The sequence below is a fragment of the Phaeobacter sp. genome (assembly GCF_022825805.1).
Lineage (GTDB): Bacteria > Pseudomonadota > Alphaproteobacteria > Rhodobacterales > Rhodobacteraceae > Phaeobacter.
Genome location: NZ_JAJDWC010000016.1, coordinates 71,869 through 82,695, shown reverse-complemented (window position 1 = coordinate 82,695; position 10,827 = coordinate 71,869). Strand labels below are relative to the sequence as shown.

Genomic DNA, 10,827 nt, shown 5'->3' with positions numbered 1-10,827 from the left:
ACACCACCGCCCGCACCAAAGCGACGCGGCCGACCACCAAAAAAGGAGAAACTGATCGCAACAACCGGCTGATCACCGAGACCAGAAAGTGGGGAATTTTACTTCGCCACTTTTGGGGATTTTTGAAACGGCATTTACAGGAGGCCGCCTTTGCGGGCGAAGGTCTGCGCCCCTACGCCCCAGTGCATCTGCGCCAAAGCGGCGCGCTGGGCGCGGGCGATGTGACGCTGCGCTGGATCCGCCGGGGCCGCATTGACGCCGACCGTTGGGAGGGGGCCGAGATCCCGCTGGGGGAAGATCGCGAAAGCTATCAGCTGCGTCTGTTGCGTGGGTCGGACCTGTTGCGCGAAACCACGCAGGAGCAGCCGCAGTGGCTCTATCCCGCTGCGGATCAGATCGCGGATGGAGTGCAGCCGGGCGACAGGCTGGAGGTGGCGCAGATCTCGGCACGCTATGGCGCGGGCGCTACGGCCCAGCTGCGCCTGGTCTGAGCGGGTCCTGCGATGCGCCGCCCGGTGTTGCCCATTGATGTCAGCTCAGCGGCGCGGGCACTGCTGGCGGTGGCCCCGGCCGAGCGGGCTGCCCTGTGTGACCGGATTTTTGCCGGGGCCGCGCAGGCGTTGCGCCATCACGACCGCAGCGGGCGCTGCTGCCGCCTTTGGGGGGATGGGTCTTTGTCGGCAGCGGCGCGGCGTTTTGCGCTGGCGCCAGAGCCCTTTTGCGATGATCCGGCTTATCTGCAATGCACATTGATGGTGCTCGCTATGATCCAGGCGCATCACAGTCCTGCGGCGCGCGAGCCGGCGCATTGATACCTTTCTCATTGTGACTTTTCTTATTGTCACTTTCCCTCTTTTCACCTTTCTTCAAATACTCAAAAAAATCCGCCGTTGCCGTCGAGCACTGGGGTTGATGCTGGGGCTCATGGTGGGACAATGCGAAATAAGCAAATAAAATGAGGAGCTTGCAGCAGGTTTCACCATATGGCCGCAGCCGTTGTGGCCCCCGCGATGGCCGTGTCGGCCGCCATAAGCAATTCAGATCACATTGATCACAATATTGCGGTTGGTGTTTTTCCGCTTAGATAGCTATCCTGCCAGCAATACAGGAGGCCAAGCCATGCTTGAGACGCGCCACGCCGTCAGTTCAGTGGATCCCGTCTGGGACAAGATCACCAGCGAAGCCCAGGAGGCGGTGCAGCGACAGCCGCTGCTCGGTGGGTTGATCCACGCCTGTATTCTGCACCACCGCTCGCTGGAGAAAGCGCTGTCTTATCGCATCGCCGCGAAATTGTGCTCCAACGAGATGTCGATGGTGATCCTGCGGGAGATTGTCGATCGCGCCTATAGCGAGAACCCCGACCTCGTGGCTGCGGGCCGGGCCGATCTGATGGCGGTCTATGACCGTGACCCCGCCTGCCACCGGTTGCTGCAGCCGATCTTGTACTTCAAGGGCTATCAGGCGGTGCAATGCTACCGCGTGGCCCATTGGCTGTGGAGCCAGGGCGATCATGATCTGTCGTATTTCTTCCAGATGCGGATCTCGGAAATCTTTGGCGTCGACATTCACCCGGCGGCCAAGATTGGCCGTGGCATCATGATCGATCACGCGCATTCCATCGTGATTGGCGAAACGGCTGTGGTGGGCGACAATGTGTCGATGTTGCATTCGGTGACCCTCGGCGGGACCGGCAAGGAAGAAGAAGACCGCCATCCAAAGATCGGCAATGGGGTCCTGATCGGCGCGGGCGCCAAGGTTCTGGGCAACATCACCGTGGGCCATTGCTCGCGCATCGCTGCGGGATCCGTGGTGCTGCAGGAGGTTCCACCCTGCAAGACGGTGGCGGGTGTGCCCGCCAAGATCGTCGGCGAAGCAGGCTGCGATCAACCGTCTGTCAGCATGAACCAGGTGGTGCCTGGCGGCAGCAAGGACAGTGATGCCAGCCCAGATCAAATCAGCCCAGATCAATCGGGACGCGGCCAATCCGGCACCTGATCTATCCAGCCAATTATTGATCTGGCCCTGATCGACCTGGGCTAGATGAATGTGTTCCCGTTCACTTCCGTGCTGCCACACAGCCGCAGAGGTGTTTCTTGCAGTCTGACCCAACCCGGATCAGCCGGGTTTATTTTGGGTCAGTCATGGGGCTACGTCGGCGCGCTGAACGGGGACAGCGCCGGTGGGTGGCTGATCCGCTGATCACAGCGCCTGCTGAGGCCGTGGGATTTGAGTATTTTTGGAAAGGTGAAGCCGCAAGGGTTGGTGGCAGTACGGGCAGCGGGTGCTGCCGGGCTGGCTAAGTCGCATCGGAGGCCGCGGTGAACGGCATCGGCTGCGGGCCCTGCAGGGGTGGGTCCTGCCGCAGGTGTTCACAATTATTGCGCAACTCCGCTTCAACCTGTGGTTATGGTTGCCGCAATGTTGACAGCTTTGTAACAGGACTGTAACGCAGTAGCAGACTACCCCAACGAGTGGCCATTGTTTTGACGGATTTGACTTCTACCAAGCGGGTTTTGACCTATGGAACCTTTGATCTGTTCCATGTCGGTCATGCCCGCATTCTGGAACGCGCCGCCGCCCTTGGGGATCAGCTGTTTGTTGGTGTGTCGAGCGACCAGTTCAATGCCGTCAAGGGCAAACACTGCGTGATCCCCTACAGCGATCGCGCTGAAATCGTGTAAGCGTTGCGGCATGTGCATGGGGTCTTCCCGGAGGACAACTGGGATCAGAAAGTGGCTGATATCCGGCGCTTTGAGATCGATATCTTCGTGATGGGCAGTGATTGGGAGGGTAAGTTTGACCATCTCAAGGACTATTGCGAAGTGGTCTATCTGCCCCGCACAGAAGGGATTTCTACGACCTCTCTGAAGGGGCGTTTGGCCCATCCGTCCAGCCAAGCCAAAGCCTGAGGTTATGTTGCGCCACGTGGCGCAGCTGGCCTGGGTGGCGCATCGACCTGTTTCCACCAGCCTGTTGCTGCCAACCCGTTTCAGCCAACTTGTTTCAGCAAGTCCCTGTTTCTGCAATCATACCTCTGCAGCCCTGTTTTCATGGAGTGATTTCAAGCATGCGTGTTCTCAGCGATCTTGATTTGGCCAACGCCCTTTTTCCGGGCTATGGCTTTTTTTCGCGCAAAGGTCCGTTTCGGCTGCGTGCGCCGGTGCATCAGCCGCTGCGCAAGATCCAGATCCACTTCGAAGGCGGTGTGCCGCAGTCCTATGTGTTCCCGACAGTGCATCTGTTGCAGGGCCCTGGCCGCCGGGTCCCGGTCTCTTCGGTTGCGCGTTCTGCGGTGGTCAGCTCGAACCAGCATGGTGGGCGCGATGTCGATGTGCTGCAGCGGTTGCTCAATGATAAAAACATCCGCAGCGGGCCGGAGATGCGCCCCTGTCTGACAATCCAGTTCGACCGCGCGGTGCCGGTCTCTGAAATCAGCCTGGCCAATCGCGGCAATGCGGCGGCCCTGCGGATGCGCAATATTGCGGTCACGGGCTATTGCGCGGGCCGGGTGGTCAGCCAGTTTCGTGGTTTCGACCTCGCGGAAATGGTGCAGCAGATGCATCAGCTGTTTCGCAGTCTGGACATCGACACCCCAGCCCTGAAAGGGGCGGACGCGCGCGAGCGGTTCGTTGCCGAGGTGCGGCGCGCTGTGGTGGCGCGTCTGCGGGCGGGTGACAGCGGTTTTGAGCCGCGGCTGTTGTGCTGGCTGCTGCCGCTGTTTGAGGAAAGCCGCACGCCAGATGACGATGAGATGACGCTGATGATCCACGCCATGGCGGGCTGCATTGCGGTGCGCAAGGCGGCGTTGCCCACAGCGACCTTTGCCCCGTTGCAGCGGTTCTTGAACACTACGGCGGTGTTCGAAGAGCTGATGGCGGGGGTCAATGAGGTGTTGTCTGCCCGTTTGGGGCGGCAGACGTCGTTTTCGGCTGGGCGTCACATTATTCAGGAACAGGCGTTGTTGCGCCGCAAGGACGCATATCTGGCCGGTCTGGACGCGCTGTTTCCGGCCATGCAGGCCGCGGGCGTGACCCCGATGCTGGCCTATGGCAGCTTGTTGGGTGCGGTGCGCGACAAAGGGTTTCTGCCCCATGATGACGATGTGGATGTGCTCTATTTTGACGGGTCAAGCAGCTATGACGAGATGCTGGCCCGGCGGCAGGCGCTGGTCGATCGGTTGGCGCCGCTTGGCTTTGAGATGGGGCAGTGGAAGCAGGACAATTTCACCCTGCGCAAGAATGGCATCGGGCTGGATATCTTCCCCAGTTGGCAGGACGGTGACCAGATCCATATCATGCGCCGCTATCCCACCTATGAGCCGATCCCGCGCGAGGTGCTGCTGCCCGGTGGAGAGGTGGCGTTTTATGACCGCCGCTACCCGGCGCCTGCAAATCCGGACGCGTTTCTGGCCTGGCGTTACGGACCGGGGTGGACGAAATCTGACCCATATTATGAGTGGTCCTGGCCGATTGAGGCCGCGGACTGATGCCCATCGGCTGGGCGGTTGCGACAGATCTATGGCGCTGCCTGCTGTGTGATCCGTTGACCGCGGCGCCTGCTGAGCTGGTGGGATTTGAGTATTTTTGGAAAGGTGAGGATGAAGAGGGGGCGGCGGTGACCGGCCCCCTCTTTCGTTGGGGTCGGGATGGGTGCGGGTGTTGCCCGTTGGGAAAGCCGCTTTCCGCCTGGAGGGGGTCAATGGCCCTTGTCCCGAGTGTACGATAGCAGACCTTCGCTGCGGGGGTTGCGAAGGGGAGGGAGCGGGCAAAGCTGCCGTTCGCTGCGGATGAACCAAGGTCAGTCCTGAAGTTGTGCAACCCTGAACGTTCCCTTTGGCCTATGATGGAAGCTGGGAGCAACACTGACAAGAGACCACGCAAGAGCGTTGACCCAAGTGATGCGGTGGTTATCGTTGACATGACTATTCGTGTGAGGATCGCCCATGCTTCGTACTTTGGCACTTTCAATTGCCCTCATGTTTACCATGCCTTTGTCATCAGCCGCAGAACCAGCGATAAAGTTGTGGCCGAGAGGTACAATTAGTGCTCAATGTGCCAATCACTCCCGTGAGTACGGGGCCGAGCCAATGAACCAGGTCGTGTTTGGTCATAAGTGGCCCCATGTGAAAGGCGGTGGGATTGAGTTTATCGATCACAGTGTTGCTTTGTTAAACGCGGCTGCGCGAGGGAGAAATGTCTCACCAAATATGAAGGCCAGACTACTTGCAGCGGCGAGAGGAGGGGCATTCACCAAGCCCGATTGGGAAGATGCGGGCGGTAGTAGCCCAACTTTTGTGTCTGCTGTGATTGTGAAGACGGTTTCTTTTTCGGTTGCTCACTTGCGCTTGAAAGGTGCGCTAACTGCAGAAGAAACAATGGAAGTTCAGGCTTGGGTCAAGAAGCTCTCAACAAACATGAAGAAAAGGGCGAACTCCAAGGATCATAAGGCAGCCAACATTGTGGCTCAGTTGCTTTGGACGGCAGCGATTGACGACAAGTCCGGGTTTTCCAAGGCCTACAAGAACTATTCAAGTTTCCTTAGAGCATTGCGCTCCAAACCCTTCTTTTCTGATGACGTGCGCAACAACAACGAAGTGATGCATCATCTGGTCTTGGGCGCGGCTGTTTTGCGTATGAACGGCATCGACCTTACGCAGCAGAGAATAGGGAAGCACAGTCTTGACGACGCGGTTGCCTACCACGCGCAAAAGGTAATCGAGAACGGTACAACCAAGGTTAAGACGTCTGGTGACCCGAAAGATGACGCCCGGAGCATTTTTCGGGCTGAAGGTTGGGGCACCCATCTTGCCTGGATACCAATTTACAAAGCTGTCGCAAAATCTACTCCGGGCGGTGTGAAGACCCGTGAACTAGAAAAAGCACTGCGCCGCGTCGACGGTAGGAACTTTTGGGGCATTCAGATTGGCATTCATAGCGGCTGCATGTTCGGCCGTTCATAGATTGAAGAAACGCCTACCCGACACATGCAGTATTCATCATTTGCTACGCCCAAGTCTGACGGTGCTTCCTAAATGTGTGGCAATCCATAATGCTGGAATGGTATTGGTCGCATAGCTCCTTTGGAGAACGGCACACTTTTGGACTAGGGCAAAAGCCCGACATTCGTGCTCACTGCCGCACCAGCGTTTGGGCTCCAAACTGCGATCCAATGTTCATCTAAATTCCCGCCTCTGAGCCAGCGCTAACCTTAGCAAAGTCCATCCCCACCCCCATGCCTCGCTGATGCTGGCTGCTGTGCAGCTTGCCCATATGCGGCCGGTTTGGGGGGGCGTTTGGAACAAGGCACATTGGGCACATAAAAAAGGACCGGAGCGTTGCCCCGATCCTTTCCTTGTTTCAGTCCGCTGAGGTGCGGTGGTTTAGGCGAGCATGACCATCGGGTTTTCGAGGTTCTCGACGATGGCCTTCAAGAGGTCGGCGCCCAATGCGCCGTCGATGACACGGTGGTCGACCGACATTGTGACGCTCATCACTGTGGCAACGGTCAGTTCGCCGTCAGCGCCAACCACCGGTTTTTTCACACCGGAGCCGACCGCCAGAATGCCCGCATGTGGCGGGTTCACGATGGCGTCAAAGTTGTCGATGCCGAACATGCCGAGGTTGGAGATCGCAAAGGATCCGCCCTGATATTCATGGGGCGCCAGTTTGCGGTCACGGGCACGGCTGGCCAGATCCTTCATCTCGGCGGACAGGGCAGAGAGTGATTTCGTGTCGCTGTCCTGTAGCACCGGGGTGAACAGCCCGCCTTCGATGGCGACGGCAACGGCCACATCAGACGCTTTCATCTTCAGCACCCGGTCGCCTGCCCAGACGGCATTGGCATCGGGCACGGCCTGCAGCGCGAGCGCCACCGCTTTGATGATGAAGTCATTGACCGAGAGTTTCACGCCACGGCCTTCGAGCTGTTTGTTCAGCTGAGCGCGGAACTTCAGCAGCGCGTCGAGCTGGATGTCGCGGCGCAGGTAGAAGTGCGGGATGGTCTGTTTGGCTTCCGACAGGCGCGCGGCGATAGTTTTGCGCATACCGTCGAGCGAGACTTCTTCGTAGTCGCGACCTTCGTACATGCGCGCCACCTGATCGGCGGTGAGGCCGGATGGAGCCTGGGCCGCAGGTGCGGCAGCGGCGGTTGGGGCGGCTGCTGCGGGGGCCGCGGCGGCGGCTGTTGCCGGTGCTGCAGCGGCGTTTTCCACATCCGCCTTCACGATGCGGCCGCGGGGGCCGGAGCCGGTGATGGCGGCCAGGTCCAGACCTTTGTCCGCAGCGATGCGGCGGGCCAGGGGCGAGGCAAAGACACGTGCGCCATCGGCTGCGGTTGGTGCGGCCGGTGCGGGGGCAGCCGCCTGGCTGGGTGCCTGTTCAGTGCTCTGGGCAGCCTCTGGTGCAGCGGCTGCTGGCGCTGCTGCTGCCGGGGCGGCACCGATGTCATCAGCGCTTTCGCCATCCTCCAGCAGCACGGCGATGGCGGTGTTCACCTTCACGCCTTCGCTGCCTTCAGGCACCAGGATCTTGCCAACGATCCCTTCGTCGACGGCTTCGAACTCCATCGTGGCCTTGTCGGTTTCGATTTCCGCCAGCAGGTCGCCGGAGGCGACAGTGTCGCCTTCCTTCACGAGCCATTTGGCAAGGGTGCCTTCTTCCATGGTTGGGGAGAGGGCGGGCATCAGGATTTCTGTGGGCATCGCTGGCTCTCCTTACCGGTAGGTCACTTGTTTCACTGCGGCGATCACCTCGTCGGTGGTGATCAGCGCGTGGCGTTCGAGGTTGGCGGCGTAGGGCATGGGCACATCCTTGCCGGTGCAGTTGATGACGGGCGCATCGAGGTAGTCGAACGCCTCCTGCATCACCACAGAGGAGATGTAGGAGCCAACCGATCCCTGCGGCCAGCCTTCTTCGACGGTGACCAGACGGTTGGTTTTCATCACCGATTTGATGATCGACGCGGTGTCCATCGGGCGGATGGTGCGCAGGTCGATGACCTCGGCGTTGATCCCTTCCTCGGCCAGTTTGTCCGCGGCTTCCAGCGCGTATTGCATGCCGATGCCGAAGGAGACGATGGTGACATCGCTGCCTTCGCGCCAGATGCGTGCCTTGCCGAAGGGCACGGTGAAGTCATCCAGCTTGGGCACATCAAAGGAGCGCCCGTAGAGGATTTCGTTCTCCAGGAACACCACTGGGTTGTTGTCGCGGATTGCGGACTTCAGCAGGCCTTTGGCGTCGGAGGCGGAGTAGGGCATTGCCACCTTCAGGCCGGGGATCTGCATGTACCAGGCGGCGTAGTCCTGGCTGTGCTGGGCGGCAACGCGCGCAGCCGCACCGTTGGGGCCACGGAACACGATGGGGCAGCCCATCTGACCGCCGGACATATAAAGCGTCTTGGCGGCCGAGTTGATGATGTGGTCGATGCCCTGCATGGCGAAGTTGAAGGTCATGAACTCCACAATGGGTCGCAGACCACCAAAAGCGGCGCCGGAGGCGATGCCCGCAAACCCATGTTCGGTGATCGGGGTGTCGATCACGCGTTTGGCGCCGAATTCATCCAGCAGCCCCTGCGAGATCTTGTAGGCGCCCTGATATTCGGCGACTTCTTCGCCCATCAGGAACACGTCTTCGTCGCCGCGCATTTCCTCTGCCATGGCGTCACGCAGTGCTTCGCGGACGGTTTGTTGCACCAATTCGGTGCCTTCGGGCCAATCCGGGCTCTGGTCGACCTCGGGGGCGGCGACGGCTGCGGCGGTTGCAGGTGCTGCGGCGTCTTGTGCAGCAGGTGTTTCTGGCGCCGATACGGGGGCGTCTGCAGCTGCGGCTGCAGGCGCGGCGGCGTCATAGCTTTCGCCATCTTCCAGCAGGACCGCGATGGCGGTGTTGACTTTGACCGCTTCGGTGCCCTCGGCGATCAGGATCTTGCCAACCACACCTTCGTCGACCGCTTCGAATTCCATGGTCGCCTTGTCGGTTTCGATTTCGGCCAGAATGTCGCCGGAGTTTACTGTGTCGCCCTCTTTGACCAGCCATTTGGCCAGGGTGCCTTCTTCCATGGTCGGCGACAGGGCCGGCATCAGGATTTCAGTTGCCATGTCTCAATTTCCTTCCAGGGCCGGGGAGATCATCCCGACGATGTTTCCGTGTCCGTCTTCCACATAGGCGCAGCGGCCAATGCCCGGGTAATCAGTGGGCGGCAGCGCCTCTGCGCCACCGTGGGCGAGCGCCCAGGCATAGCTGGCGTCGCAGTCGGTGACTTCGAATGTCATGGTGCCGCCGCGCACCGGGCCGCCAGAGGCGGGGGCCGGTTCGGTGCGGCGCATCAGAGCCGCCGTGAGGGTATGGCTGCCGCCGATCTGGTCGCCCTCGATCAGGTGGTAGTCGATGTCCTCGCCGCCGGGCATTGGGTCAAAGCGCCAGCCGAACAGGCCGCTGTAGAACGCTTTGGCCTCGGTGACGTCGCTGACGTAGATTTCAAAGTGAGGCATCGATCACGCCTCGTCGTAGATATCGGTCCACAGCTCTTCGAGAGCCGGTTCCGGCGATGTGCGGGCGAAATCGGCGGATTTGGAGACGATGTCTTTGATCTCCTTGTCGATCGCCTTGAGATCGTCTTCGCTCGCGTGTTTGCCGGTCAGCAACATGTCGCGAACCTGTTCGATCGGGTCCCGCTCTTCGCGCATTTTCTGCACTTCTTCGCGGGTGCGGTATTTGGCCGGATCGGACATGGAGTGGCCGCGGTAGCGGTAGGTTTTGACCTCGAGGATATAGGGGCCTTTGCCTGCGCGGCAGTGGGCGACGGCGCGTTCGCCTGCCTCTTTCACCGCCAGCACATTCATGCCGTCGACTTCCTCGCCGGTGATGCCATAGGCTTCGCCGCGTTTCCAAAGAGCTGGGGATTTGGTGGAGCGCTGCACCGAGGTGCCCATGGCGTATTGGTTGTTTTCGATCACAAAGATGACCGGCAGATCCCAGAGCTGCGCCATGTTATAGGTTTCATAGACCTGGCCTTGGTTGGCCGCGCCATCGCCAAAGTAGGCGAAGGTAACTCGGTCGTTGCCTTTGTATTTGTCGGAGAAGGCCAGACCAGCGCCCAGAGGAACCTGCGCGCCAACGATACCGTGACCGCCGTAGAAATGCTTCTCCTTGGAGAACATGTGCATCGAGCCGCCTTTGCCTTTGGAATAGCCGCCTTCGCGGCCGGTCAGCTCGGCCATGACGCCGTCGGGATCCATGCCGCAGGCCAGCATATGGCCATGGTCGCGGTAGGAGGTGATGCGCTTGTCGCCTTCTTCAGCGGCTGCTTCGAGCCCGACAACCACGGCTTCCTGACCGATGTAGAGGTGGCAGAAGCCGCCGATCAGACCCATACCGTAGAGCTGGCCAGCCTTTTCTTCGAATCGGCGGATGAGCAGCATTTCACGGTAGTATTCCTTCAGCTCGTCAGCAGAAACATTTGGTTTCTTGACACTTTTTCTCGCAGCCATGGTGGCGGGCTCCCCCTTAAGGCTAGATAGTTTAATGCTAAACTAGTTCATAATTCATTTTGCGTGATCATGCGAGAGTTAATATGCCGCGCCCTGACCAAGGGGTAAATCCCTGTGGTTTTTTCGTTTAGATTTTGAGCGATCCTCTGCAGGTCGGCGTGCTATTTGTGTCGTGGGGCTTTCGGGGGATGACTGTTCGGCGCGCGATCGCAAGGGCGCGACCCGCGAACAAGAGGTGGGTCGCCGTAGGGGCCAATCGGGATTGCAGCGCGACGGGATGCGGACAACGCCACGGGTGGCGCAGCGCTGTGCGGTCGGCGATGTGAGGGGTGTAGCTGCGC

8 protein-coding genes and 2 pseudogenes are annotated in these 10,827 nt (G+C 60.0%); 6 read left to right on the top strand and 4 right to left on the bottom strand.

Annotated features, from left to right (window positions below; genetic code table 11):
• From Q0C28_RS01420 to Q0C28_RS01395, 6 genes and pseudogenes are all read left to right on the top strand, one after another.
• A pseudogene (locus Q0C28_RS01420) lies at nucleotides 1–491 on the top strand (host specificity protein); the annotation flags it as partial.
• Between the two features lie 12 nt (nucleotides 492–503).
• Nucleotides 504–812 (top strand): hypothetical protein, encoded by a 309-nt coding sequence (locus Q0C28_RS01415; RefSeq protein ID WP_293572862.1) that lies wholly within the window; start codon nucleotides 504–506, stop codon nucleotides 810–812.
• Between the two features lie 307 nt (nucleotides 813–1,119).
• Nucleotides 1,120–1,995, top strand: coding sequence for a serine O-acetyltransferase (gene cysE / locus Q0C28_RS01410; protein WP_293572861.1), 876 nt, complete (start codon nucleotides 1,120–1,122; stop codon nucleotides 1,993–1,995).
• 476 nt (nucleotides 1,996–2,471) lie between these two features.
• Nucleotides 2,472–2,909: pseudogene (locus Q0C28_RS01405) on the top strand (adenylyltransferase/cytidyltransferase family protein).
• A 158-nt stretch (nucleotides 2,910–3,067) separates the two neighbouring features.
• Entirely contained in the window at nucleotides 3,068–4,486 is a 1,419-nt protein-coding gene (locus tag Q0C28_RS01400; protein WP_293572860.1) for a LicD family protein, read from the top strand.
• 456 nt (nucleotides 4,487–4,942) lie between these two features.
• Nucleotides 4,943–5,959 (top strand): hypothetical protein, encoded by a 1,017-nt coding sequence (locus Q0C28_RS01395; RefSeq protein ID WP_293572859.1) that lies wholly within the window; start codon nucleotides 4,943–4,945, stop codon nucleotides 5,957–5,959.
• A gap of 420 nt (nucleotides 5,960–6,379) precedes the next feature.
• Here the strand turns inward: Q0C28_RS01395 and Q0C28_RS01390 are convergent, their stop codons facing one another.
• Genes Q0C28_RS01390 through pdhA form a run of 4 tightly spaced genes read right to left on the bottom strand, consistent with a single transcriptional unit; the run spans nucleotide 6,380 to nucleotide 10,486 of the window.
• Nucleotides 6,380–7,699, bottom strand: coding sequence for a pyruvate dehydrogenase complex dihydrolipoamide acetyltransferase (locus Q0C28_RS01390; protein ID WP_293572858.1), 1,320 nt, complete (start codon nucleotides 7,697–7,699; stop codon nucleotides 6,380–6,382).
• A 12-nt stretch (nucleotides 7,700–7,711) separates the two neighbouring features.
• Nucleotides 7,712–9,094, bottom strand: a complete 1,383-nt coding sequence (locus Q0C28_RS01385) for a pyruvate dehydrogenase complex E1 component subunit beta (RefSeq protein ID WP_293572857.1) — start codon at nucleotides 9,092–9,094, stop codon at nucleotides 7,712–7,714.
• Between the two features lie 3 nt (nucleotides 9,095–9,097).
• Nucleotides 9,098–9,487, bottom strand: coding sequence for a VOC family protein (locus Q0C28_RS01380; RefSeq protein WP_293572856.1), 390 nt, complete (start codon nucleotides 9,485–9,487; stop codon nucleotides 9,098–9,100).
• Between the two features lie 3 nt (nucleotides 9,488–9,490).
• Nucleotides 9,491–10,486, bottom strand: a complete 996-nt coding sequence (gene pdhA, locus Q0C28_RS01375; RefSeq protein ID WP_293572855.1) for a pyruvate dehydrogenase (acetyl-transferring) E1 component subunit alpha — start codon at nucleotides 10,484–10,486, stop codon at nucleotides 9,491–9,493.
• Between the last annotated feature and the right edge of the window lie 341 nt (nucleotides 10,487–10,827).

What these genes read in the sequence shown, in the direction of transcription:
- Q0C28_RS01415 (WP_293572862.1), top strand. Translation starts at nt 504, where the DNA reads ATGCGCCGCCCGGTGTTGCCCATTGATGTCAGCTCAGCGGCGCGGGCA.
- cysE (WP_293572861.1), top strand. Translation starts at nt 1,120, where the DNA reads ATGCTTGAGACGCGCCACGCCGTCAGTTCAGTGGATCCCGTCTGGGAC.
- Q0C28_RS01400 (WP_293572860.1), top strand. Translation starts at nt 3,068, where the DNA reads ATGCGTGTTCTCAGCGATCTTGATTTGGCCAACGCCCTTTTTCCGGGC.
- Q0C28_RS01395 (WP_293572859.1), top strand. Translation starts at nt 4,943, where the DNA reads ATGCTTCGTACTTTGGCACTTTCAATTGCCCTCATGTTTACCATGCCT.
- Q0C28_RS01390 (WP_293572858.1), bottom strand. Translation starts at nt 7,699, where the DNA reads ATGCCCACAGAAATCCTGATGCCCGCCCTCTCCCCAACCATGGAAGAA.
- Q0C28_RS01385 (WP_293572857.1), bottom strand. Translation starts at nt 9,094, where the DNA reads ATGGCAACTGAAATCCTGATGCCGGCCCTGTCGCCGACCATGGAAGAA.
- Q0C28_RS01380 (WP_293572856.1), bottom strand. Translation starts at nt 9,487, where the DNA reads ATGCCTCACTTTGAAATCTACGTCAGCGACGTCACCGAGGCCAAAGCG.
- pdhA (WP_293572855.1), bottom strand. Translation starts at nt 10,486, where the DNA reads ATGGCTGCGAGAAAAAGTGTCAAGAAACCAAATGTTTCTGCTGACGAG.